Genomic DNA, 24,343 nt, shown 5'->3' on the forward strand with positions numbered 1-24,343 from the left:
CACCACCTGAGGGGCCGTGCCCCCGCGACACTTTACTACTACAAGTTAACAGTAAAAATGATCCGTCATAGACGGTTGGAGTAAGAGAGGGAAAATTCAATTTTAGGCAAATCGCAAATGGTCGATTTGAGAGCATCCAAATGAAAATAGAAGGATGCGTTTGGCAAAAAACGGCGACTTTTGTGGGGCACACCGTTGTAGCTTTACAGGGACATCCATGGGGGCCGCAAAATCCACACTCATCGGAGAAAACTTACCCGTGATGTTAGCTGATTATTTATATGCCAGTTGCGATGGTCAGTGCTGAAATAACCTGTTCTTCTATTGAAGTAATGAAGGTGACTCCTTTCTTGTCTAGGTTTATATGGTTAAGAATGATTGAAGTTTTTGTGGTGATAACGCTTTTGTAATGAGGATCTTGGTAAACACCTGGTTCTAGCTGTCCGTACGCTAAGCAGAGAAGCACATATTGAATAAGGATCTTGTCATCTTTAATTGAAAAATATTCTTTGTTGTTTATGTTTGAGTTTAAGATCAACTCTCTAAGGCGAGGAGCCTGGGTAAGATGCTTCTCTGCTAACTCGATTGACCAGTCAATAAAATCTTCAACACTGGTTAATAGAATATTAGGTATTCTTAGCATGGGTATGCTGCCTTTTGATTGAGTGACTCGATCCATAGTTTTACGCTTAAACCAAACTTATCATACGGCAAGGATTGAATTAAATCAATACTGCTTCTGCTTGCTTTGTATGTGAAGTAGTCAGCAAATGTTTTTTTAGTGTAAGGGCATTGTATGTTGTTTAAGTCTGGTTCGGATATGGCTTCATGCTCGGATAGAATGCTTTTATACAGATGTGTTGGGGATGGATGTTCTTTCCAGCTAAGAATTTCATGTTGATGGTTTGTCTGGATTATGTTCTCAACTTTTTCAATGTCTGATTGATATAAATGTAGCGAATCGGTAAAGTGCCGCTGTACTCCTACGTCTAAACCAAGGTGATTTGCAATGTATTTTTGTACGCAATTGAATACGAAGATGTTGTAAGGTATTCCCATAAATAAATCATTTGATCTGTTTAAAACAGTTATGTCGAGCTTATTGTCTCTAATTTTTAGATATATTGTGGTATTGCATGGGATGTCTAAAGAGTTCTTTCGATTTAAGTCGTCGGGAGCGTATAGTGTTAGTACTGCCCTGCGGCTTGAGGGGGTTGTTTTCAGAAGATCTATTGATTGAGACAACTGGTCTTGACCGAAATATCTTTTCATTCTGAAGCCATAGGCTCCATTTAGAGTTTTGCCGTCGTCTGAGTACTGAGAATAATTTGCTATCATTGTTTTTAATGGTGCAAGCGAATTCTTTCCGCTTAAAACCCATGCTGCTTCCACAATGGCGAAATATGGATTAAAGCATCTATTCCTTAGCGTTAGTATTTGATCAACAGGGTTGGTGAACTCGAAACATGCCGGACCGAAATCGTATACAGCACCCGCTCGGGAAGTACTGAGCTGTGAGCAAAGGCTCTGACATGAAATAAGGGTATCTAAATATATGTCATTTAAGTCGCTTCCAACAAAGCTGTGCATATTTATACCTTCGGGAATCTTGTTTTGTTTTTTTCTATTTTCTTGAGGATCTCAGTTTCGATATCAATATCTAATTGGTTTGAGATTTTTAGTAAATATATAAAAGTGTCTGCCAGCTCTTCACTAAGCTCAGCCTTTGCACTTCGGAGAGAGAAATCTCCTCGAGATATTTTTTTTACAATGTTGCAGAACTCACCGAACTCTCCAGATAGGCATACAGCTAGGTGCTCAAGCTCGCTGATATTTTGTTCATTGATTTCTGTATAGAAGCTTTTAGCCCCAATTTTATGAGTTTGATCAAATTCTTTTTGTGCTAACTTTATTTCATCTAGTGTCTTACGCATTATAAAACTCCTTGGAAAGTGCAAGAATATTTTCTTCGAGCTCTCTATTTAGTTTTTCAAAGTCATCATGGTGTGAGTTTACGGCGCGTTTTTCTTTTAAATCGTTAGCGGTTGCGAGCGCCTTTTTTGTGAGATGTAACGCTAGCACTCGATTGAAACATACGTCCTTGTCCTCAAGCTCGCTGAGGGAGGAAATTATTTTTTCCAATGAGCCGGTTAAAACTACGGTTGAGTCTTTGCATTTTTGTTTTAGTAGTTCAGAGATTTCTGTAGGCTTTCTGATTAATGTTGTCACGATTTTCGCCTCGGTGAGGCGATCTATCAAAGGTATCTTCAGTGTATTTATATTTTTATTAGAGTATGCTCGGAAAGCAAAGATAGTTAAGTTTACAGTTTTAAAATCCGGGATGGCGTCATAGATGCTGGCTATTTTAAGTCGAATTTCTTCTAGGTTTACGCGCAGGAAAGTTGTAACTTCTAGTGCTCGAAAATATGCAGTGCAATAAAGAGTACTCTCGTAAATGTTGCATTGCAGCACCATGAAAGATGGTATGGGGGTGTCGCCAGAATTAGAGATTTTGCTTTGGTCTATAAGGGATATTATTGCTCTATTACTAGTTTTTTTATGAGTGAGCTGCGATATGATGTGATCTAGTCCATCCCCAATGAATTCCCCGTGGTTTATATGAAGTTCCTCGGGGCGTACTTTGCTCGCCCAAAGTAAAGCTTCATCCGACACATCTCGAATTGGATTGTCTTTTATAATTTTAATCGGGATGGAAAAAGGTAAGATGTAGTTGATGATAAATTTACCATCTGGAATTTCTCCAGATGCATGATTAACAATGTCCTCTAATGAGGTTGTTTCGATGTATTCAATTTTCAATTAAGGCATCTACTGCTAATAGGATTTTTTTATGAATAGACTCGATAGACCCGGTTGCGTCTATTTTAAGTGTTCTACCCTTGTATTCTTGAAAGATTTTTTCGTAATTGTTTTTGGCAGTCAGAAGCTTTTCTGTATTTTCATATTCGTCTTTAAAAGACCTTTCATTTATTCGTTCTATTGATTTTTTGGCAGGGTTGTCTAGATAGATTACCAAATCTGGATCAGGAAACCTTGCGTTCAGTGTTTTTACCAAATTGAAGTCTTCTTGGTTTGAGCAGTGATATGCAAAAGAAGAGAAATAATATCTTGTGCTAATAACGACTGCGCCCTCGGCTTTTAGCTTAAATACGCCATCAATATCGTTGTAGAGATGATCGTGGCGGTCAGCGGCGAAAAGGTATGCCATTTGTTCGTCAAATAAATTTCCGCTGTCAATGTTTGGGTTGGAACCTTTGGCTACGTTAATCCTACCCTTGAAAATCTGACGGATCATATTTCCGATGGGGCCGTCAGAAGGTTCGCAGGTGAGATGACATTTGATGTTTTTTGCATTAAGCGCTTTTTTTAGCAGTTCGGACTGTGTGGATGTACCGGAACCATCAATCCCCTCAAACACAATAAACTTGCTCTTCATTTCATCTCCTCGAAAATCAGCTTAGTTGGATCTTTGTCAGGCGTGACAATAAAACGCTTGATTATACCAGTTTCTATTGTGATTGCACTAAATCCATTGTGGTACCCCCTGTCGTGAAAGTTTAAAGAACGTCCAGAAAGTATTTTTGTTCGACATTCTCCAAAAGACAAATCCAAACTCGAGTGCTGATGTCCATGGAGGACGTAGTCAAAACCTAAACTCTCAAGTGTGAAAAGGAGCTTGTGTGTATTTCTGATAGTTGATGTGTCGCCGTTTCGCTGACTTATTAGGTGATGGTGCGTGATGAATATTTTGTGGTTGAATTTCAGGAATCTCTGCTTCTCTGTATTTAGTTTTTCAATTGTTGACTCTGGGATTAGTCCGTAAGTGTGATTGAGGTGATGCGAGGAATTTGAAGTGAGGAAAATTATGTCGTCAATTTCTAATATTGATTCGTTTTTTTGCGAGGCGGAAAAAACATCATCTTTACGTAGTGAGTAAATAAAGTTGTCAAATTTATTAAAGGTGGTATCAGCAAAAATATCATGGTTTCCAGGGCAGGCAATAATGTGTGATCTTGGAATATTGCACTCAGCGATCACGCTGGAAAAAAACTCAGTAGCTTCATCGTACCCTTGAGCTCTTGCTTTAAAAGTAATGTCGCCACTGATGATTAAGATTTTTTGTCCTTGTTCGTTGTTGATTTTTTCAATGAGGGCGGATTTTATTTGCTCGCGATTGTAGGTTGGAAGTTCATTTCCGAAGTGTGGGTCGGTTACATGGATAATTGTTATACTCATTGAGTTTTCTCTATGAAAATCAGCATGGTTTTTTACCAGATCCTCTATGCTAGGGTAATAGTAAAGCATCAGATTTCTAGTGCACTTAGGGTCCTCTAAACGCTGGCATCGCTTTTGCCCTTTGCCCTTTGCCAAAATATTTCATTAACTTTACAGGGGGGGCCTGGGAGCCGCAAAGCTCGCGCAAACCCGCAAAACCTTTCGTCGGTTTTTTGCATTGCAACTGCGCTGGTGTCGAGTTCGCATGTGCTCCAATCGCAATTGGGGCTCGCCGACTGGTTGTTTGTAGCATATTGCTCGGATTGAGAGCCCTCAGCGCAAGCGATTTTCTATTTTTCAGCAATCTGTGGGTAGTTGCGGGCGACTCTCTCAGTTAAAGGAGTCTGGGCCTGTGGATATAGGTATCTTTTCACATGAGCATCGTCAGCTTTTTGATTTTCTAGATAAGGTCCATCCAAGCAGGGCGGCTTTGCAGCCCTGCTTGGATGGACCCGCGTGGACAAACGGATCGCTGAGATATGAAGACCGAGCGCTTACTCGGTTGCGCCACGTTTTGCTTTTAGGCGAGTGACGTTCGCTCCCGTCTGGTTCGCGAATTCGTGCGGAGTGACATGCTCCTGCCGGTTGGCCTCCAGGTACCGGCTCCACCAGTTCATGATCAGCCTGCGCTCCTCGATGAACTCGGCCTTGTGGATGTAAGCGGCGCGAACGTTGTTGCGCTCCTTGTGGCTCATCTGCCGTTCAATGGCTGTCTCCGACCACAATCCTGACTCGATCAGTGCGCTGCAGGCCATCGAACGAAATCCATGCCCGCAGATATCGGTTTTGGTGTCGTATCCCATCGTCCGAAGCGCGTTGTTCACGGTATTTTCGGACATGGGCTTCCAGGGTTTGGCATCCCCTGCGAAGACCAATGCGAATTTGCCTGTGAGTGCATGGATTTTTTCGAGTAGCGCTACTGCTTGCGGCGATAAGGGTACTAAATGGATATCCCCTGCCATCTTCGTACCCCTTGTGGAAAAGGGTACTCCCTCCAACGCGGGTCGAGTGTCCGGTATCTCCCAGGTGCCACGCTTGAGGTCGAACTCGCTCCAGCGGGCGAAACGCAGTTCGCTGGAGCGTACAAATACATGCAGCGATAGCATCACCGTCAGGCGGGTAAGTGCGCGGCCTTTATAGGTGTCGATCCGCTCCTGTAGTTCCGGCAGTCGCGATAAGGGTAGAGCGGGGCGATGTACCACCCGCGGGGCTTTGATCAAGCCTTCGAGGTCGTATGCAGGGTTGGCGGTGATAAGCCGGAGGCGTTTTGCCTCGCGCATGATGCTCTGCAGGTAGTTTTGTACCCTTAAAGCTACGTCTATCGTTCCGCGCTTCTTGATCGCTTCCAAGGGCTGCATGAGGTCATGGGTGTCGAGGTCGACAATGGCGCGGGCGCCGATCAGCGGGAACACGTGGGTTTTGAGGCGACTCATCACAGTCTTGGAATGGCCTGGTGCCCACTTGGCCGACATTTCCGTATGCCAGTCGAACGCAACGCTTTCAAAGGTTCTGCCTTTGATTACGGCTTCCGCCTTGGCTTGGTGCTTGGTCTCTATAGGGTCAACGCCATCCGCCAGCATTCGCTTAACTTCCAAGCGCTTGCGGCGCGCATCAGCGAGGCCAATGACGGGGTAGTTGCCGAACGAGGTCAGTCCTTCGCGTCCGTCAGGTTTGACGTAACGGAGCCGCCAGCCTTTGCGGCCATTGGGCTGGACTAGGAGGTAGAGGCCATCGCCGTCGAAAAGCTTGTAGGCGCGGTCTGTAGGTTTTGCCAAGCGGCAAGCTGCGTCGGAGAGCGGAGCTGTGGTGCGCGACATAAGGGTACTCCCTTTTATCGAAGTGACCTGTATCCCAAACTCTACCCTTAAAACGGTTGGAATCTACCAGTTTCTGACGGAAACCGATGGAACGCCAAAACGAAAAAACCCGCCAGAAGGCGGGTTTTTCGGGGGTTCCAGAGATTTTGAAAGCCTTCTCTGGAACCTTGTATGGTGCCGGCACCAGGAGTCGAACCCGGGACCTACTGATTACAAGTCAGTTGCTCTACCAACTGAGCTATACCGGCGTGTGGGCGACGATTATAGCGATTGGGCCAGTTCTGTAAACCCCTGAATTCTGACTATTTTTGCACAGCGTTCGGCTTAGGTACGGCGCGGCGGAGAAGTCGTTTGTTCAGGGCTCGTCAGGTGCGGTTGTTTTGCAGGGCGTGGCGTTGGGCTTTGGCCTGTCGGCGCGTTCATGGGCAGTGGTGATATTCAGGAGCAATAGCGGGTTAAGTGGATGTCGCGCTGGACCCAATTGCTCGCTCATAACCGCCCTGAATTCGTTAGTTATGTCGTTTCGCTCAGGCGCTTATGCACAATAGGAAGAACGAGGCGGCCGGCATCTTGCGATTTTGTGACAGCTTTCTCGTTTGCACGCAAATGCCTGTTTTCATGGTTTTTTATGCAGATGAACAAAAAATGACCACTCTTCGTTCGGTCAGGAAATCGCGGATTTCTTGGCGCCGCGTAGATTCCATCAACAGAGTTATCCACAGCCTGTTTCGCTTCAATAACGCTCTGCAAGCACCATCAGGTTTCGTGGGGTCAGGAGCGATTCGCAGAAAATGCCAAGGCGAACGTCGTAGCCTTTTTGAATGAGGAACAGTGCTCGATCCAGAACCAGCCACAGCTCCAATGGCCGTCGGAAAAGGCCTCGCACCAATTCCAGGTTGCGCACTTCGGCCAGGCGTTGATGGCCCGCTTGTTCTAATGCAGCCCAATCAGGCGAACCGACTGTGGATAAGTCCTTCAAGGCTGCCAGATCGATGCAGTATTGGGCGAAGGATTTTTCCAGCCAGGCGCTCGGTAACGAAGGGGTGGGCAGGTACTCGTCGCATCCTCTGATCTGCCGTTGCAACAAATCAAAGCCCAGTCGCCAGGCCATGGAGTGGTCTCGTTGCCGTCGGATGCGGGCACCCGCGGTGACGGTTTCTGTCAGTGGCAGTCCGAGATCCTCGAGCGATAGCTGTAAGGCGGAGTCTTTGGCGGCGTCGGACAGTGGTTGATAACACTCAGTGCTGATGCGGTTGTAGCAGCACGGTGCGACAGCCAGTTGTGCGCAGCCGGTGACGCTCGCCAATTGCATCAGCCGCACATGCAGGTCGCCGCAGGCGTGCAGAGCCACAGGTGTGTGTTCGGGTGAGATCGCCTGGGCTGCGTTCGCGGCCAGTACATCCTGTTGCAGATGTGTGGCGGGTAGGTGGTGGCGCTGGCTCAGTTGCTGGCCGCTGGTGACCAGGACCGGGTCGTATTCCAGGCACGTCAGTTTTTGCGCATCCTGCAGCAAGCGTCGACCGAGGTGGCCTTTGCCGGCGCACCAGTCCAGCCAGTGGCTGGGTTCGGTGGCGAAGTGCAGGCGGCTGGCGAAGGCTTCGATCTGTTGCCATTTGCGGCCGGGTACGTCGACGTTGAGACGATGACCGGGTGCTTTCAGCTCAGCGGCTGGCAACTCTGGGATGGCACTCAGTTCCTGGGCAATGGCCGCCAGTTCTGGGAATGGCGCTGGCGCGTCTTCCATGAGCCACGGCTGATGATGGTCGTTTTCCGCATCCTCCAGTGAACGCTGGCGTAGCCAGTGGGCCAATGCTGGGTAGGCGGTTTCCCATGGCAGTTGAAGGTGAGTGAAGGGGCGCGGTTTCCACAGCGCCTGGTGGGCTGTGAGAAAAAGATCCAGCGCCGTGAAACGGGCAAGCAACGCTTCGCCCGTCAGCACGTCGCCGTCAGCGCCCTTGGCAGGCATCGACGCGCAACCAGCGCTCCAGCTGTTTGAAGCCTTGCACCAGCAGGAACGCCATCAACAGGTAGAACATGCCGGCCGCGAAGAAGATCTCCACCGGCAGGTAGGTCCGGGCAATGATGGTACGGGCCATGCCGGTGAGTTCCAGCAGGGTCACGGTACTCGCCAGGGCACTGGCCTTGAGCATCAGGATCACTTCGTTGCTGTAGGCCGGCAGGCCGATGCGCGCAGCGCGGGGCAGCATGATGTAGAACAATGCCTTGGGCCGCGACATGCCCAGGGCCCGTGCGGCTTCGATCTCGCCCTTTGGGATGGCCTGGATTGCGCCGCGCAGGATTTCGGCGATGTAGGCGGCGGTGTGCAGGGTCATGGTGACCGTGGCGCACCAGAACGGATCGCGCAGGTACGGCCACAACGCGCTGCTGCGCACGGCATCGAATTGCGCCAGGCCGTAGTAGACCAAAAACAGCTGGACCAACAGCGGGGTGCCACGGAAAAAGAAGATGTAGGCGTAGGGCAAAGCCCGCACGTACCACAGCCGCGAAGAGCGGGCGATGCCCAATGGAATCGCCAGCAACAGGCCAGCAATCACGGCGATGGCCACCAGCTCCAGGGTCAGTGTGGCGCCTTGGGCCAGCTTCGGCAGCCATTTGATGATGACTTCCCAGTTCATTGGGTGCTCCTGGTAAAGCCACGGGCGGCGCGCTGTTCCAGCAGGTGCATGCCGATCATGGCCAGCACCGTGAGGCCCAGATACATGAACGCTGCCACCATGTAGAAGAGGAACGGTTGCTTGGACACGGTCACGCCGATTTCCGCGTGGCGCATGATCTCTTCCAGGCCGATCACCGAGACCAGCGCGGTGTCCTTCATCAGGATCATGAACAGGTTGCCCAGGCCGGGCAGGGCGATGCGCCACATCTGCGGCATGATCAACCGGGTGAAGATCCGCCACTTCGACAGGCCAAGGGCGACGCCTGCCTCACGGTGGCCCTTGGGAATCGCCAGGATCGCGCCGCGAAATACTTCCGTGGCGTAGGCGCCAAAGCACAGGCCCAGGGCAATGACGCCCGCGGCGAAGGCGTCGAGGGTGAGATCGGGGTTGCCGACATACTCGCCCAGGGCACGCAGCAAGTTGACCGTGCCGAAGTAGATCAAAAGCACCCAGAGCAATTCCGGGATGCCGCGAACCAACGTCGAATAGGTGCCGCCCAGCCATTGCAGCGGTTTGTACGGCGAAGTCTTGGCCAAGGCACCGAGCAGGCCGAGCACCAGCCCCAGGCAGAGGGCCGTGAGCGCCAGTTTGACGGTCATCAGCGCGCCGGCGGCGAGCGCCGGGCCGAATCCGTAGAGATCGATCATCATGGGTAAGAATTCATATCGCGGCAGGCTTTGCTAAGGGCCGGCGCTGCCAGGGAGCGTCGCCGGCCAGGCACGTCAGCATCAATAGATGCTGAACGGGAAGTACTTGTCGTTGATCTTTTTATAGGTGCCGTCAGCAATGATTTCCTTGAGGGCGGTGTTCAGCTTGTTGCGCAGTTCATCGTTACCCTTGCGCACCGCGATGCCGATCTTGTCGCCTTCTACTACCGGGTCTCCTTTGAATTCATAACCACGGCCGGCCTCGGTTTTCAGCCAGTCGTAGTTCGCGTATTTGTCGGCCAGGATCGCGTCGACGCGGCCGGAGGTCAGGTCCAGGTAAGCGTTTTCCTGGGTGTCGTAGAGCTTGGCGGTGATATCGCTGCCCAGTTCGTCTTCCAGCCAGGTACCTGCGAGGGTGGAGCGCTGTGCCCCGATGACCTTGCCCTTGAGGGACTCTTTGTCGGTTTTGAACTCGACGTTTTTCGGCGCGATGAATTGCAGTTTGTTGGAGTAGTACGGGTCGGTGAAGTCCACCGCTTGCTTGCGTTCTTCGTTGATCGACAGCGAAGAAATCAGGAAGTCGAACTTCTGGGCCATCAGGGCGGGAATGATGCCGTCCCAGTTGGAGGTGACGACTTCGCACTCGACTTTCATCTTGGCGCACAGGGCGTCACCGATGTCTTTGTCAAAACCCACGACCTGGCCGCTGGCGTCCTTGTTGTTGAATGGCGGATAGGCCGCTTCGATGCCCATCTTCAGCTTCTCGACCGCCATGGCGCTGGTCGAGAAGACCAGGCTGACGGCTGCGGCCAGAAGAAATTTCCTATAGGTCTGCATGTGTACTGCTCCGTTAGCGGTTGCTGGACATGAATTGTTTGCAGCGCGCCGAAAGCGGGTTTTCGAAGACCTGCTGTGGCGATCCTTGTTCTTCGACCAGGCCTTGGTGGAGAAACACCACTTCGCTGGAAACCTGACGGGCGAACCCCATTTCGTGGGTCACCAGCAGCATGGTACGACCTTCTTCGGCCAGGGCGCGGATCACACTAAGTACTTCCTGGACCATTTCCGGGTCAAGGGCGGAAGTGGGCTCGTCGAACAGAATCACCTTGGGCTGCATCGCCAAAGTACGGGCGATGGCCGCGCGCTGTTGCTGGCCACCGGACAGCTCGGCTGGGTAGGCGTGGCGCTTGTCGGCGATGCCAACCTTGGCCAGCAGGGCTTCGGCCACCTCGACGGCTTCGGCCTTGCTTTGGCCGAGCACCCGGCGTGGCGCTTCGATGATGTTGTCGAGCACGCTCATGTGCGGCCAGAGGTTAAAGTTTTGAAACACAAAACCGATCTCGCTGCGCAGGCGGTTGATCTGTTTGCCGTCGGCAGCCACCAGTTCACCGTTTTTCGCGGCCTTGAGCTTGAGCTCTTCGCCGGCGACCAGAATCTGCCCCTGGTTGGGGTTTTCCAGCAGGTTGATGCAGCGCAGAAACGTGGATTTGCCGGAACCGGAGGAACCCAGGATCGAGATCACATCGCCGTCGCGGGCGGTCAGCGAGACGCCTTTGAGCACCTCCAGCTGGCCGTAGCGTTTGTGCAGGTTGCGGATTTCAAGCGCGGGCGTGGCCTGGGCCATGTGCGGTCCTCATGTGTGTGCTCCCTTGCTGTTGGCGGCCTTCCTTGGCGAGGCGGCCAAGCTAGCATGCGTCCGAATGGCCGCCAACAGCACCGGGGGTGGTAAACCGGGGATGTGCGGCAGGTTGTCGCATGGGCGCAGCAGTCTGTCGCGCCTTCAACAACCCAACGGCCGTCTGAACCCTGCTTACCGGTGAAAAACCCGGGGAGTCGCGTAAAAAAAGGCGCGATGGTGCCAGCTTTGGACGGGGGTTGGAAGGGTTAATCGGATGAGCGTGTGAAGAGCTCGCGCTCCTGATTGGCAGGCTGTTCACGCTCTGTCATAAAATCTGCTGTCACGGAGTCTCCATCGAACCAGCTATCCCATGCTTCGCCGGCTGATGTGATGATGCGTGCTCTTCCTGTGGCAATCACGTCTACACGTTTTACATCGTTTGGCATTGCAACTGTTTTGGGTAGCCGGACGGCCTGGCTGCGATTGCTCATGAAAAGGGTGGTTTGTTTCATGGGCAGTCCTCCCGGAAAGTTCAAGCGTGAAGCGCGTAGGATATGTCACTGGGATATACGCTGTTGCGATGAATGGTTTTCTGATTTTGTTCATCGCTAATAGATCTAAACCTTGGCGTGTAACCACAATCAAAAGGGAACTCATGAGCTGTTTCCAGTACCTGGAGTCCTCGCCATGAAGCATAACCATTACTTTTTGCTGCCCTTCCTCATGCTCGGCGCGCTGTTGTTTCCTGTCATGCTCAATGCCACCAGCCTGGCGCCGGTAGACAGCGCCGGCGTGCAGGTCCAGCCGCAGCAACAGAACGGCATCAGCTACCTGTCCGGCGGCATTGGCGAGGATGAAGCCCGGGCCATCGGGCAGGCCCAGGGCTACAACCTGCACATGACGTTCGCGATTGGCCCGGAAAACAAATACATCCCGGATGTGCATGTCGTCGTCCAGAACGCAGCGGGGCAAGCGCTGCTGACGCTGGACGAGGCGGGACCGCTGGTTTACGTGCAGTTGCCGCCGGGCAAGTACACCGTGGTGGCGACCCGCAACGGTGAGGCGCGGCGCGACACCGCCGACGTTGGTAGCGGCGCCGCTCGCAAGCTGGTGTTCCATTGGAGCGGTGACGAATAGCGGGTCGGCTTATTCGCTGGCCGGTTCTTCCATCGACTGGCGATAACGGTCCAGCGCCTCGCTGAAATCCTTGATGAACTCCGGAGTGCTGAGCCAGCGCTGCGCCGTCTCGCGGTCCATCTCGTCGACCCACATGCGGTAATCCACCAGCATGTCGGCCGCCAGGTTGGTAGCGGCCATGCTTTCGTTTTCGGCGTTCTTCAGGTCCAGCAGGCCTGGGCGTTCGCTGATCATCACGCTCAGGGAAGCGAGCAGCGTGTCGAGCATTTCGCTGCGGCTGATGGCCTCGGCTTCGCGCAGCTTGGCGAACAGTTCCAGCACGTAGACCGGTGGTTGTGCGGTGGCGTGGGCCGGGTCGCCGTACATCGGGATGGATTTACGTCCACTCATGCGGATCTGCTTGGCTTTGTCTTTGGCGCGCTTGGCACGTTTTTGCTGCTTGTTCGGTGAGGCCATTGGGCTTCGGTTTCCAATTCGTTAGGGGAGGAGCGTGCCCGGCTCAGTCGATTCTCGGCACGGTAAAGCAGAATTCGCTGCCCTGGCCTGGCTGGCTTTCGGCGTACAGTTTACCGCCATGGGCCTGGACAATCCCCTTGGAAATGTACAATCCCAGACCGGTGCCATTCGGGTTGCCCTCCTTGGTCGTCCAGTAGCGGTCGAAAACGTGAGGCAGTTGCTCCGCCGTAATACCTTCACCGGTGTCGCGGACGCTGAATACGATCTCGTTACCAACGGACATCGCACTGATGCCTACTGAGCCCTGCTGCGGTGTGAACTTGATGGCATTGCCGATCAGGTTGGACAGCACCTGGAATAGCCGCTCGGGGTCGGCATTGATCCTCAGGTTGGGTTCGGCATGAAAGGACATGTCGATGGCCTTGGCGGTGGCCAGCGGTGTCAGCAACGAGCATGCGTCTTCGAATATCTGGCTGACGTCCATCGGCTGAGGGTGGATGGTGTAGCGGCCAGCGTCGATGCGCGATGTGTCGAGTAGGTCTTCCAGCAGCGCGTTCATGCGGCTGGCGGCCTGTTGCATGGTATCGATGGCTGAGGCAATGCGTTTTGAGCTGTGGGAACCGTCGGAGCTGAAAGCCTTTTGCATCATGCCGCAGAGCATGGAAATGACCGTCATGGGGTTGCGCAGGTCATGGGAGACCACGGCCACCAATTCATCGCGAGCCTGCACGGCCTGGCGCTCCTTGAGCACCTGCCGGGCCAGGTCGTTTTCCAGGGCTGAGCGCCGCAGGTCATTGGCCGCGAACAGGTCGCCGTGGGTCCATTTCGTGCTGATGCCGGCCATTTCGACTTTCCAGATCTCGAAGGACGTCCGGGGGCGCAGACGCAGGCCGGTCTCGCTGTTTTCCAGGTCCAGGGGTTTTTGCGGATCGCCGCTCCATTGGATGGTTTGCTTGACCTCGGGGCGAAACCACAGCACGCCGTTTTCCACAGGCTTGGGCAGATGGATCGCCAGCACGCCGCTCGCCACGTCTTGATAAGCCTGGGCCGCAGGGAAAGTGCTGCTTAGATTGTGACGAGAGAACACCGGCTGGCCGGTCTCCAGAATCCATTTGTGCAGCTCGCGGATCTGCTCCGGTTCCGGGCATTGGCCGTGGCGGTGCAGTTTGTTGTCCTCGAAGATCGCGACGCCGGTGGCGCCGGTCAGGTCCATCAGCCGTTGTGGATCATGGGATAAACCGTCGAAGACGTTGTCGCTGGACGCTGCCATGACGGTGGCGAGGACCTTGAGGTCTTCAAGTTTGGCGTCACGTTGGCGAGCCAGTTCCAGGGCTTCCATGGCGCTGATCTGCAGCGACAGCACTTGGCCGATGGTCTGGCAGGCCATGCGCATTTCATGGGGGACAAGCAGCGGCTGGCGGTTGCCACAACTGATCAGTCCCCACAAGCGCTCGCCTTCCATCAGCGAGATGCTCATGGACGAGAGCACGCCCATGTTTTTCATGTATTGGCGGTGGATCGGCGAGACGCTGCGCAGGGTGGAAAAACTCAGGTCCAGTGGCGCCTGGGTGTCAGGTCGCAACTGCGGCACCAGGGGCACAGGGGCGTAGTCGGCATTGGGGATGATGCGCAGCCAGTTGGTGCGGTACAGCTCGCGGGCCTGTTCGGGAATATCCGACGCCGGGAAAAACAGACCTTTATAGAGCTCCATCGACGGCGCACTGGCCTCGGCAATCACTTGCCCGTGGCCTTCCTCTTCGAAGCGATAGATCAGCACGCGGTCGTAGCCAGTCATGGCCTGGATTTCCCGAACGCTGATTTCGTACAGGGCCTGGAGCGTTTTTGCACTTTGCAGGCGTTGCAGCATGCGGCCCATGTTGGCCTCACCGCTGACGCCTTCGGGGCGGTAGTCGCTCAGGTGCTGCTCCAGTTCGACGATCAGGGCGCCCTGGTGACGATGAATCAACGCGTCAAAGCGCTGCTGGTTCGCGACGATAGCGACGGGCAGGTGGTCGCTTCCCGCGTCGGCGCGGCAGGCGACCAGGATCGCTTCGGCCTGTTCCGGGCCGAACAGTGCATCAAGCGTCTGGCCCAGCAGCCGGTGGGGGTCGTGCCCCATCAACTGCAACACGTTAGCGCTGACCTGGCGGATCACGAAGTCGGGCTCGGACAACATCAACAGCACGCCGTGAGGCTGGATGGCTCCGGGGAAGCGGATCGGTTCGTCTGCGCAGTTGGCCAGCAATTCTTCGAAGGCTTCCTGGTTTTCCGGGTTCATAACAGTACCTTTTGGCTGTCCAGCCAGCGTTCAAAATGAGCAAACGTCGCTTTGGCGGCGCGTGTGACTTCGAGCGTCTGGGCGTCGCCAAGGTTCCTGTCGTCCAGGTACTGAAGAAAATCCTTCCAGCGCCGGCCAGTGAGCTCGCCATACACGTTGAGGAAAGCTGCTCCGCTAGAGGCGTCAAGCCCCAGCTTCTGCGCCACCCTACGCCGCAGGATCTGCCCCCCGAGCGTTGCACCTTCCAACACATAGGACACGCCGAGTGCGGCGGCACGGGAGTCGATCAGCGGCAACGCCTGGCAGGTGGGCAGTGCCTCGATAGTGGTCTCTTCCAGACCCAGTGCCGTGAGGTCCGCCCGCAGCACCGGAAGTTTGATCCGTAGGGATTGGTCCAGCCCGGTCGGCGTCAGTGCAAGCACATGAAGACGTTGTTCCAACGGTTGATAGAAACCGTAGTAGGCCGCCATCAGGCGCCGATACAGATTGAGGTCCAGGTGTTCGGAGAAAAACGGCAGGCGTTTTTCCAAGGCGATGTGCAGTTCAGCGGTTTCGGTCCGCAATGCCTGGATCAGAGAGGGATGTGGTGCGGCTGATGACATGCGGGACAGGGTTCTTTGACTGGAGCGTTGCTGAAAAAAACACATAAATCTTACATGGGTTTTTGGGTATGCAGTCATCGGGTGTCGGCCCTCATTTCTCAAGTCGCTGCGCCTGCGTGCTGCTCCCCAAGCCGCGCCCGTTCGCGATCCAGCTCATTGCACAGCTCTTCTTCCGAGGGGAGTACCAGCTTGTATTGACTGGCGAACAATTGCTCATTGCCCTGCAATACGGAGTAACGCACCACCGATTCGTCTTTCTGGGCACACAGAATGATGCCGACGGTGGGTTTGTCATCGGGGCCGCGCTTGAGGTCGTCGTAGAGGCGCACATACATGTCCATCTGCCCGATGTCCTGATGGCTCAGCTCGCCACGCTTGAGGTCGACGATCACAAAACACTTGAGCAGATAGTTGTAGAAGACCAGGTCGAGGTAGAAGTCTTTGCTTTCGGTACTGATGCGTTGCTGGCGGGCGATGAAGGCGAAACCCTTGCCCAACTCAAGCAGGAATCCCTGTAGTTGGTCAATCAGGGCCTGTTCCAGTTCCGTTTCCAGAACAGTGCCGGCATTGGGCAGCCCGAGGAACTCCAGCACCACCGGATCCCTGGCGATATCCCTGGGGCCGAGGTTCAGTTCCTTGAGATTGACGAGGGCCTCCTGCTCCACCGCGGGCCTGTCGCGGCTGGCCAGCAGGCGTTCGTAATAGAAGGTGCCGATCTGGCGTTCGAGGGCGCGGGTGGACCAGTTTTGCGTTGCGGCTTCGTTCATATACCAACGGCGTGCATTTTCATTTTCGACACGGAGTAGCAGGCGATAGTGGGTCCAACTTAATTCGTGACGCAGTGCGTCACACATTGGAAATGCCTGATAAAAAAGTCGCATATAGCGCAGATTAGAAGCATCAAACCCCTTCCCAAACCGCGCCGTCAGTACTTTCGCCAGCGAAGGCAGCAGGCGTTTTCCATAAGCCGCCCGTTCGGCGCCCCCTTGTTCGAACTCAATGATATGTCGCCCGATCTGCCAGCATGTTTGCACCTGGAGCGTATCGACGGCGCGCAAGACCTTCTGGCGTGCCTGCTGGATCAGTTGGCCGAGTTCACTGATCAGTGGCGCGAGGTGCGGGTCGTCTTGAGGTGAAATTGAAGTCATCGATGTGTCCAGCCATTGAGAAGGGGCGGACCCAAAGCATGCTCCAGGGGAAGTTTTGATGATGCAGGACGGGGCTGATTGGCCTGGAGGAAAAACAGCTTATTCATGCAGGACGGATTTGACGCCGCCCTATGTCGATTGACCCTGGCTTGTAGGAGCTATCCCAGGAGGTTGTCATCCACCGCAAGCGCCTTCGCCACAAAAGCGCTTGACGGGATGACGGTCAGATCGAGCCTTGGGCCAGTGCCTGGGACGCCGCCACATAATCGGCCTGGAATTGCTTGCTCTCGACCCAGTCCAACGCGGTCTGTTCATCGACACCGGTGGTCATGCGTCGATATTCGATCAGGGCGGTAATGATGAAGTCAGTGGCTTCCTCCTCACCTTCCTGTTCCAGCACCAGCGACAGCAGTGGATGTGCCAGGAAGGCTACGCACATGGCTTGCTGGCTGATCTTTTCAGCAGCCTGCATGGCTTGAAACAATTCCGATAAATCGACGGTCTCCAGGTCGATGCGCTCATCGTTCGGATCGAGAAAATCGTTCGGCGCAGCGGCGCGTTGAATCCGGTTCTTCTTGGCTTTCGCCTTGGCGCGCTGGTTGCGCTTCTGCTGTTTGTCTGCCGATGACATGGCCAGATTCCTGACATGAAAAATAAGGCCACCTATCCTACAGCTTCGGAGTGCACGCTTCGAATTTCAATCCACCACGAACAAGGTCGCACCCAGCGAAGTTGAGGAGCGATGAGGCTCGGCCTGGTCGGCCACCTGATAGCTCATGCCAGGCTTGAGCACGAACTGCCGCCCGTCCTCCAGCTCAGTGTTCAACTCACCCTTCAGGCAAAACAGAATGTGCCCCTTGATGCACCAGTGATCGGCCAGATACCCCGCCGTATATTCCACCATCCGCACCCGGATGCTCCCGAACTGCCGGGTGCGCCAATAGGCGGTTCCGGTGACGCCTTTGTGTTCGGTGGGTTCGATGGTTGACCAATCGGTGGTGCCAAAGGGGATGTCGGTGATGTCCATGTCGACTCGTCTGTTGGGGGATGGACGAATGTAGCCGAGTCGGTGGAGCGGGGGAAGAGAGCGACTTGATGAGCTATCCAGCCCTCGCTATTTGCGTTCTGCTTGCGAAGGCATCTCTACGAACTGGGTGCAAAAATCCCAGCCAATAAAAAACCCCGATCAATTTCTTGATCGGGGTTTTCGGTATTTTGGTGCCCAGAGACGGAATCGAACCGCCGACACGGGGATTTTCAATCCCCTGCTCTACCGACTGAGCTATCTGGGCAACGGGGCGCATTAAACGGGTTTTTCAGGGGGTCGTCAAGCACGTTATCAAAAAATATTTAATTATTACCGTCGCTTACGATCCGCCCCGGTGCTGAGCGGCTTATTCGGAGGGCGGCACGTAACCTTCGGCCTTGGCGTATTCTTCGCCGGAAAAGAACTTGTCCATCTCGCCTTGAAGGTATTTGCGGTCGTCGGCGTTCATCATGTTCAGGCGTTTTTCGTTGATCAGCAGGGTCTGGTGTTTTTGCCAGTCGCCCCAAGCCTTGGCCGAGACGTTGTCGTAGATATCCTGGCCTTTGGCGCCCGGGAAGGGTGCGCGCTCCAGGCCTTCGAGTTGTTCTTTGTACTTGCGGCACATGATGGTGCGGGTCATGACGACTCTCCTGCGTTCAATACGGCGGCCGCGCGTTCGAGCAAGGTTTTGACCGGGGCGGCAAGGCCCAGGCGCGGCGGGGTGGCGAGGTTATACCAGAGCCAGTCGGCCTCGGCCACGTGATGACCGGTTTCCCGGACCCGGACCAGCCAGGGTTCGATCGCCAACTGGAAGTGGCTGAAGGTGTGCACCAGGCTTGGCATTTCCTGTTGCTTGCCCAATTCCAGCGAGTGTTGCGACGCCAGGTGCTGCAGGTCGTCGAGGTCGTCGAGTTCCGGCAGGCTCCATAGGCCGCCCCACAGGCCGGTGGAAGGGCGACGGTAAAGCAGGATCGCGCCTTCGCGGTTGGCCAGCATCGGCATGAGGGTGCGTTTTTTCGGCACTTCCTTGCGTGGCTTGGGAATCGGGTAACGCGTCTCCAGGCCCAGCATGTGGGCTTCGCAGCCCTTTTTCAGCGGGCAAAGCAGGCAGCTGGGTTTGCTGCGGGTGCAGAGCGTGGCGCCCAGGTCCATCATTGCCTGGGTATAGGCATTGACCCGGTCCTGGGGCGTGAAGCGTTCGGCGGTGGCCCATAGCTGTTTCGCCACCTTGGGCTCGCCCGGATAACCTTCCTGGGCGGTGAAGCGCGCCAGCACGCGCTTGACGTTGCCGTCGAGGATCGGCGCCCGCAGGCCCATGCTGATGCTGGCGATGGCGCCAGCGGTGGACCGACCGATTCCCGGCAGTTCGGTGAGTTTTTCCACGTCGCGAGGGAATTCACCGTTGTACTGCTCGACGACGATTTTCGCGGTTTTCTGCAGGTTGCGGGCCCGGGTGTAGTAACCCAGCCCGGTCCACAGGTGCAGCACTTCGTCCTCTGGCGCAGCGGCCAAGGCCTGGACCGTAGGCAGCGAGGCCATGAACCGGTCGAAGTAATTGAGCACGGTGCTGACCTGGGTCTGCTGCAACATGATTTCCGAGACCCACACCCGATACGGGGTGATGTCCTGTTGCCAGGGCAAATCGTGGCGCCCGTGGCGGTCGAACCAGTCCAGTACGGCGGTGGAAAACTGCTCGGCTGTCATCGCTTGAACAGCCCCTTGAGCGCGTTTTTCAGTTCGGGACTGACCTTGTCGCCCAGCTTCTCATCGATCTTGTCACCGAGGCGGTCGCCGGCCAGCTTCGCCGCGACCTTGCCCAACCCCTCGTTGTCCAGGCGGCAGGCCTTGGCGCCCAGCTCCAGCGGGCCGCGGCAGCGCAACGGCCATTCGACATCGACGTAGCGTTCGTTGACCTGGCAGGCTGGGTCGGGCATGTCGCTCTTGTCGCCTTCGACGATGATGCCGACGCGGTAGTCCATGCCCAGCACCCGCAGGTCGATATCGCCGTTGCCGTTGACGGTCATGCCGGGGATGCGGACTTTCAGGTCCGGGTTGCTGGCCACGCCATTATTGAAGGTGAGGTTGCCGTTGAGTTGCTGGAACGGTGTGTCCTTGCCCCGGGGTTCGCCACTGAGGGTTTCACGATTCAGGGTGGCGATGGCTTTGCACAGTTGCTGTTCGAGGTTGGCGTTGAGCAATACGCCATCGTTGATGACGAACCCGGCGTTGCCGTTGAGGCTGTCGATCAGGGCCTTCTGGCTGTTGCCGCTGGCTGTGACGGCGCTGTTGAGGGTCACCAGGCCTTTGACCGGCGGATTCTTGCCTTGGCTTTCGATGATTTTCTCGGCCGGCACCCGGTTGATGCGGGTTTGCAGGCTCACCTGCGGCGTAGGCTGGCGCACGTCCAGCGTGCCTTTGGCTTCGAAATTGCCGTTGTAGAGATCGCCCCGCAGATTCTCCAGGCTCAGCAGGCCGCCCTGGCCGCTCGCCTTGAGGGCGGCATTCTGGATGGGCAGTTTATCGAGGGTCAGTTGGCCAAAGGTCACGTCGGCGTCCAAGTCCAGTTTGCCCAGGCGCTCCACCGGAAACAGCCGGTCGTTGCTCCAGGCGCCCTGGGTCGGGGAACTCGGCAGCGGTGTGCTGCCAGCACCGGCCATGGCGCTGGCCTCGGTGTTGCTGACCTCGGCCTCACGAGCCGCCTTGCTACTGTCGGCTTCGGCGGATTTGGGCGGCAGGTAGCGGTCGACGTTGAACGTATCGGCCTTGAGCTGCACCCGCAGGGATTGCTTGGCGAAGTCTTCCACGGCGATACGGCCGTTAAAGTTGCTGTCGTCGACCTTCAGGTTGATGTCATTGAATTCGGCACTGGTCGGCGTGGCTGCAATGCGGCTGACCAGTTCAACCTTGCTCAGGCTGCCTTCGGCCATGGCCGGCAGTTTCTGGCCGACGCTGTCGACAAAGTTGGCCAGATCGAACTGGGCGATCGACACGCCGCCACTCAATTGCGGTGTTTTGTCGAGGTCGTTGACCTTCAATTCACCCAAGGCGCGCAGCTGGTTGAGGGACAGTTTGATACCGGTCCATTCGGCGACGTTTGCTGCCTTATCCAGAGATAATTGCCCTTGAGCCGCGAAATTCAGGATCTTGCCCTGCAACGGATCGCCAGTGGCTTCGCCGGACAGTTTCAGGTCTTCGAACTTGTAGCGCTGCAAGGCGCGTTCGAAACGTAGCTCGCCGGTGACTTCGGTGCGCACGCGCACGGCCGGCTGGTTGCTGGACAGGAAGGCGGTGAGGGTGACCGGGATATTGGTGGAGTCGTGGACCGGGCCGGTGCTCAATTGGATGCTTTCAGCCGTGAACTGCTTGCCGGTCTGTTCGTCGGTGTATTCGACCCGGGCGTTGTTCACGGTCAGGCTGTCGATGTCCAGGCGAGTCGGCTGGGCCGGCTTCTCTGCCGGGGTGCTGGCGGGCGGGGCAGGTTGTTCGGCAGGGGCCGGGGCATTCGCCGTCGTCGCGGAGGCGGGCGTCTTGCCGATGTCTTCCCAATTGCCGTGGCCGTTCTTGTCACGACTGAGCCGCAGGTTCAGGCCTTCGACCCGGACGTCGCTCATCTGCACTTCCCGGCGCAGCAACGGTATTACCCGCACCGACAGGCCGAGCATCTGCAGGTCGGCGAAAGGTTGTTTCGGATTGGCCAGCGTGGCGACGCTGGCGTCATGTAATTCCAGGCCCAACCATGGAAACAGGCTCCAGCCTATGTCGCCATTGAGGGTCAGCTCAATGTGGGCTTTGTCGCGGGCTATCTGGCGGATCTCTTCCTTGTAGTCGTTGGGATCGAAGAGGTGGGTCAGGGCAAAGCCCAGGGCCACAATGATCAGCAACAGCCCGAGAAGCACCAGACCCAGGATTTTGCCGAACGCTTTCATGGGCGAGTCCTTGTAGGTTGAGTTCAAAATTTAGCCAGGGAGTATAACGCCCTGAATTGGTGGCGCGTTGGGTGATCGTTGTTCGCTCCCTCGCCACGGTATCTGTGGTCGGCCTTGGTTAGCCTTCATCCAACGGCAATTTCAGTTTGGCCGCCAGCGCTTGGGCTTCCAGGTGCCCGGCCGGTGCCAGCAGTCGTAGTTCTGCACCGTTTTCCTCGGCGGTTCTGCGCGCCTCACTCACCAGCCGTTCAGCCACGCCACGACGGCGAGTAATATTTCGTACGCACATTTGGGACAAGTGCCAGACGTTCTGGTGCCGTTGCAGGCGTGCGGCGCCGAGTAATCGGTCATTGAAGCGGGCTGCGATCAATGAGCCGTCTTCCAGGCAGCCTTGTATCAGTTGGGCGGCATCGTCAAACGTTTCGAACAGCCAGGCCGGGGCGTCTCGGTAGATTTTGTGCAGGTCCTGCTGGTCCTGGCAGTTGGCTTCGTTCAGGTGCTCGACAACGATGGGCATACAAATTCCTGAAAAATAAACGGTTCACGCCCTACAGAAAGTGAGCAATGGCGCGATAAGACAAATGACACGAAAAAGGTGATGTCACTTTGACTCTTCTGTAACGATCAAATGGTAACCTTTGCTTGTTCGCCCGTCCTTCTGCGGCGTAATGTCGCACTAATATGGAGCTTCACCAAAAAATACAGCCATGCCTGCGTGCAATGAAGGCTGAGGGTGATGCGTGGCTGACGAACCATTCTAACAATTGGGGGATACATCACATGAGCACGAGCATCACGGCCGGCGGCGTCGCCGACCAGCCTGCGTTCCTCTCCAAGGAACGCATTATCGCCAAGCCCGGTTTCAACCGGTGGTTGGTTCCACCGGCCGCGCTGGCCATTCACCTGTGCATCGGCATGGCCTACGGCTTCTCGGTGTTCTGGCTGCCACTGTCCAAGGCCTTGGGCGTCACCAAGGCTGTGGCCTGCGCACCGGACATGAGCTTCATCTCTCAAGTCTTTTCGTCCCAATGTGACTGGCCGATCTCGATGCTCGGCTGGATCTACACCCTGTTCTTCATCTTCCTGGGTTGCTCGGCAGCCATCTGGGGCGGTTGGCTGGAACACGCCGGGCCGCGCAAGGCTGGTGTTGTATCGGCAGTATGCTGGTGCGGCGGCCTGCTGATTTCCGCGCTGGGTATCTATACCCACCAGATCTGGCTCATGTGGGTCGGTTCCGGCGTCATCGGCGGTATCGGCCTGGGCCTGGGCTACATCTCCCCGGTGTCGACCCTGATCAAGTGGTTCCCGGACAAGCGAGGCATGGCCACCGGCATGGCGATCATGGGCTTCGGCGGCGGCGCGATGGTCGGTGCTCCGTTGGCGGCAGCGCTGATGAGCCACTTCGCTTCGCCGACAGGCGTGGGCGTATGGCAGAGCTTCCTGGTCATGGCCGCGATCTACTTCGTGTTCATGATCGGTGGCGCCTTGTCGTACCGCGTCCCGCCGACCGGCTGGAAGCCTGAAGGCTGGACCCCGGCACCGAAGAAAGCCGCGAACGCGATGATCACCCATCGCCACGTTCACGTGAGCGTTGCCTGGAAAACCCCGCAATTCCGTCTGGTATGGCTGGTGCTGTGCCTGAACGTATCCGCCGGTATCGGCATCCTGGGCATGGCTTCGCCACTGTTGCAGGAAGTGTTCGGCGGCAAATTGCTCGGCAACGACCTGCCCTTCGGCCAACTGGACGCCGCGCAACTGGGCCAGATTGCTGCCATCGCGGCCGGCTTCACCGGTCTGTTGAGCCTGTTCAACATCGGCGGACGGTTCTTCTGGGCATCCTTCTCGGACTACCTCGGTCGCAAGAACACCTATTTCGTGTTCTTCGCATTGGGCGTGGCCTTGTACGCGTTGATCCCCAGCCTTGGTCACCTGGGCAGCGTCGCGCTGTTCGTGGCGGCGTTCTGCATCATCCTGTCGATGTACGGCGGCGGTTTCGCCACCGTGCCGGCCTACCTGGCGGACCTGTTCGGTACGCAGATGGTCGGCGCGATCCACGGTCGTCTGCTGACCGCTTGGGCGGCGGCGGGCGTGCTGGGTCCGGTCCTGGTGAACTACCTGCGTGAGTATCAACTGAGCATCGGCGTTGAACGTGCCGCGGCCTATGACATCACCTTGTACATCCTGGCTGGCCTGCTGGTACTGGGCTTCCTGTGCAACCTGATGGTCCGCCCGGTCGCCGACAAGTACTTCATGACCGACGCCGAGCTGGCTGCCGAACAGGCGCTGGGCCACGACAAAGGCGCCGACAGCACCACTTCGCTGGAGTGGAAAGCTGCACCGGGCACCAAGCCGTTGGCGATCGCTGCCTGGCTGGTGGTGGGCATTCCGTTGGCGTGGGGCGTGTGGGTCACCCTGCAGAAGACGGCGGTGTTGTTCCACTAAGCAATAAACGAGGCTAGCCCGGACCGATGGGTTTCGGGCAAACCCTGTGGGAGCGAGCTTGCCCGCGATGAGGGAGGTCAGTCGACAGAGTGTTGTCTGACCCATCTCTATCGCGAGCAAGCTCGCTCCCACATTTGTTTCAGGTACGGCGAGAAACTTGTATGGACATGTCTATCGCCGACAGCACGGGAAACAACCCGTCAGGGATATCACCTCCCGTGTTTCTGTTTGCCGCTCGCGCCCCTATAATGGCTGCCTTTTTCGCCCAATG

General features: G+C 55.7%; 25 protein-coding genes and 2 tRNA genes. 2 read left to right on the plus strand and 25 right to left on the minus strand.

The features are described 5' to 3' along the window. Nucleotides 1-277 precede the first annotated feature (277 nt). From LOY70_RS01545 to LOY70_RS01610, 14 genes are all read right to left on the minus strand, one after another. Nucleotides 278-643 (minus strand): hypothetical protein, encoded by a 366-nt coding sequence (locus tag LOY70_RS01545; protein ID WP_265032704.1) that lies wholly within the window; start codon nt 641-643, stop codon nt 278-280. Then, a complete protein-coding gene (locus LOY70_RS01550) occupies nt 637-1,590 on the minus strand; it encodes a thymidylate synthase (RefSeq protein ID WP_265032706.1) in 954 nt (317 codons plus the stop codon). The genes LOY70_RS01545 and LOY70_RS01550 overlap by 7 nt, the downstream gene beginning before the upstream one ends. A gap of 2 nt (nt 1,591-1,592) precedes the next feature. Further along, nucleotides 1,593-1,934 carry a MazG nucleotide pyrophosphohydrolase domain-containing protein gene (locus LOY70_RS01555; protein ID WP_265032708.1) on the minus strand — a complete coding sequence of 114 codons (342 nt, stop codon included), beginning with the start codon at nt 1,932-1,934 and terminating at the stop codon, nt 1,593-1,595. Beyond that, nucleotides 1,927-2,820: a hypothetical protein gene (locus tag LOY70_RS01560; protein WP_265032710.1), complete on the minus strand. Its 894-nt coding sequence runs from the start codon at nt 2,818-2,820 to the stop codon at nt 1,927-1,929. The genes LOY70_RS01555 and LOY70_RS01560 overlap by 8 nt, the downstream gene beginning before the upstream one ends. Continuing rightward, nucleotides 2,810-3,457 (minus strand): dTMP kinase, encoded by a 648-nt coding sequence (gene tmk, locus LOY70_RS01565; RefSeq protein ID WP_265032712.1) that lies wholly within the window; start codon nt 3,455-3,457, stop codon nt 2,810-2,812. The genes LOY70_RS01560 and tmk overlap by 11 nt, the downstream gene beginning before the upstream one ends. Next, a complete protein-coding gene (locus LOY70_RS01570) occupies nt 3,454-4,326 on the minus strand; it encodes a metallophosphoesterase family protein (RefSeq protein ID WP_265032714.1) in 873 nt (290 codons plus the stop codon). Before LOY70_RS01570 ends, tmk begins: the two co-directional genes overlap by 4 nt. A 464-nt stretch (nt 4,327-4,790) precedes the next feature. Beyond that, nucleotides 4,791-6,113 carry a tyrosine-type recombinase/integrase gene (locus tag LOY70_RS01575; RefSeq protein WP_265032716.1) on the minus strand — a complete coding sequence of 441 codons (1,323 nt, stop codon included), beginning with the start codon at nt 6,111-6,113 and terminating at the stop codon, nt 4,791-4,793. A gap of 172 nt (nt 6,114-6,285) precedes the next feature. Beyond that, a tRNA-Thr gene (locus tag LOY70_RS01580) sits at nt 6,286-6,361 on the minus strand. 485 nt (nt 6,362-6,846) lie between these two features. Next, the gene (locus LOY70_RS01585) at nt 6,847-8,079 is read right to left on the minus strand and encodes an SAM-dependent methyltransferase (RefSeq protein ID WP_265032718.1); all 1,233 of its coding nucleotides are present in this window, start codon (nt 8,077-8,079) and stop codon (nt 6,847-6,849) included. After that, nucleotides 8,060-8,749 carry an ABC transporter permease gene (locus LOY70_RS01590; protein WP_123345538.1) on the minus strand — a complete coding sequence of 230 codons (690 nt, stop codon included), beginning with the start codon at nt 8,747-8,749 and terminating at the stop codon, nt 8,060-8,062. Before LOY70_RS01590 ends, LOY70_RS01585 begins: the two co-directional genes overlap by 20 nt. Beyond that, entirely contained in the window at nt 8,746-9,441 is a 696-nt protein-coding gene (locus LOY70_RS01595) for an ABC transporter permease (RefSeq protein ID WP_265032721.1), read from the minus strand. The genes LOY70_RS01590 and LOY70_RS01595 overlap by 4 nt, the downstream gene beginning before the upstream one ends. A gap of 78 nt (nt 9,442-9,519) precedes the next feature. After that, a complete protein-coding gene (locus LOY70_RS01600; RefSeq protein ID WP_123345534.1) occupies nt 9,520-10,275 on the minus strand; it encodes an ABC transporter substrate-binding protein in 756 nt (251 codons plus the stop codon). Between the two features lie 13 nt (nt 10,276-10,288). Next, nucleotides 10,289-11,062, minus strand: a complete 774-nt coding sequence (locus tag LOY70_RS01605; RefSeq protein ID WP_014336086.1) for an ABC transporter ATP-binding protein — start codon at nt 11,060-11,062, stop codon at nt 10,289-10,291. Nucleotides 11,063-11,322: 260 nt separating this feature from the next. Further along, the gene (locus LOY70_RS01610) at nt 11,323-11,568 is read right to left on the minus strand and encodes an antitoxin (protein WP_265032725.1); all 246 of its coding nucleotides are present in this window, start codon (nt 11,566-11,568) and stop codon (nt 11,323-11,325) included. A 175-nt stretch (nt 11,569-11,743) separates the two neighbouring features. On the opposite strand from LOY70_RS01610, the gene LOY70_RS01615 reads away from it, so the two are divergent. Continuing rightward, nucleotides 11,744-12,193 carry a carboxypeptidase-like regulatory domain-containing protein gene (locus LOY70_RS01615; RefSeq protein WP_265032727.1) on the plus strand — a complete coding sequence of 150 codons (450 nt, stop codon included), beginning with the start codon at nt 11,744-11,746 and terminating at the stop codon, nt 12,191-12,193. A 9-nt stretch (nt 12,194-12,202) separates the two neighbouring features. Here LOY70_RS01615 and LOY70_RS01620 read toward each other — a convergent pair whose 3' ends face one another. The 11 genes from LOY70_RS01620 to panM all read right to left on the minus strand — a co-directional run bounded on the left by LOY70_RS01620 (nt 12,203) and on the right by panM (nt 22,147). Further along, the gene (locus tag LOY70_RS01620; RefSeq protein ID WP_123345529.1) at nt 12,203-12,649 is read right to left on the minus strand and encodes a hypothetical protein; all 447 of its coding nucleotides are present in this window, start codon (nt 12,647-12,649) and stop codon (nt 12,203-12,205) included. 43 nt (nt 12,650-12,692) lie between these two features. Continuing rightward, on the minus strand, nt 12,693-14,927 hold the full coding sequence (locus tag LOY70_RS01625) for an ATP-binding protein (RefSeq protein ID WP_265032729.1): 2,235 nt from the start codon (nt 14,925-14,927) through the stop codon (nt 12,693-12,695). Then, complete coding sequence (locus tag LOY70_RS01630) at nt 14,924-15,529, minus strand: biliverdin-producing heme oxygenase (RefSeq protein ID WP_265032731.1); 606 nt, start codon at nt 15,527-15,529, stop codon at nt 14,924-14,926. Before LOY70_RS01630 ends, LOY70_RS01625 begins: the two co-directional genes overlap by 4 nt. Before the next feature lie 98 nt (nt 15,530-15,627). Beyond that, nucleotides 15,628-16,677, minus strand: coding sequence for a PDDEXK nuclease domain-containing protein (locus tag LOY70_RS01635; RefSeq protein ID WP_265032733.1), 1,050 nt, complete (start codon nt 16,675-16,677; stop codon nt 15,628-15,630). Nucleotides 16,678-16,900: 223 nt separating this feature from the next. Next, nucleotides 16,901-17,308, minus strand: a complete 408-nt coding sequence (locus LOY70_RS01640; protein WP_123345523.1) for a hypothetical protein — start codon at nt 17,306-17,308, stop codon at nt 16,901-16,903. Nucleotides 17,309-17,374: 66 nt separating this feature from the next. Next, a complete protein-coding gene (locus LOY70_RS01645) occupies nt 17,375-17,704 on the minus strand; it encodes a DHCW motif cupin fold protein (RefSeq protein WP_265032736.1) in 330 nt (109 codons plus the stop codon). Nucleotides 17,705-17,893: 189 nt separating this feature from the next. Then, nucleotides 17,894-17,969 (minus strand) — tRNA-Phe (locus tag LOY70_RS01650). A gap of 102 nt (nt 17,970-18,071) precedes the next feature. Further along, a complete protein-coding gene (locus LOY70_RS01655) occupies nt 18,072-18,344 on the minus strand; it encodes an oxidative damage protection protein (RefSeq protein ID WP_265032738.1) in 273 nt (90 codons plus the stop codon). After that, nucleotides 18,341-19,408 carry an A/G-specific adenine glycosylase gene (gene mutY / locus LOY70_RS01660; RefSeq protein WP_265032740.1) on the minus strand — a complete coding sequence of 356 codons (1,068 nt, stop codon included), beginning with the start codon at nt 19,406-19,408 and terminating at the stop codon, nt 18,341-18,343. Before mutY ends, LOY70_RS01655 begins: the two co-directional genes overlap by 4 nt. Continuing rightward, a complete protein-coding gene (locus tag LOY70_RS01665; RefSeq protein ID WP_265032742.1) occupies nt 19,405-21,630 on the minus strand; it encodes an AsmA family protein in 2,226 nt (741 codons plus the stop codon). The genes mutY and LOY70_RS01665 overlap by 4 nt, the downstream gene beginning before the upstream one ends. Before the next feature lie 118 nt (nt 21,631-21,748). Then, nucleotides 21,749-22,147: an aspartate 1-decarboxylase autocleavage activator PanM gene (gene panM, locus LOY70_RS01670; protein WP_265032743.1), complete on the minus strand. Its 399-nt coding sequence runs from the start codon at nt 22,145-22,147 to the stop codon at nt 21,749-21,751. 263 nt (nt 22,148-22,410) lie between these two features. Between panM and LOY70_RS01675 the strand changes: the two genes are divergently transcribed. Next, on the plus strand, nt 22,411-24,072 hold the full coding sequence (locus LOY70_RS01675) for an OFA family MFS transporter (RefSeq protein ID WP_265032745.1): 1,662 nt from the start codon (nt 22,411-22,413) through the stop codon (nt 24,070-24,072). Nucleotides 24,073-24,343: the final 271 nt, after the last annotated feature.

It is taken from the genome of Pseudomonas sp. B21-054, from assembly GCF_026016345.1.
Classification (GTDB): Bacteria; Pseudomonadota; Gammaproteobacteria; order Pseudomonadales; family Pseudomonadaceae; genus Aquipseudomonas.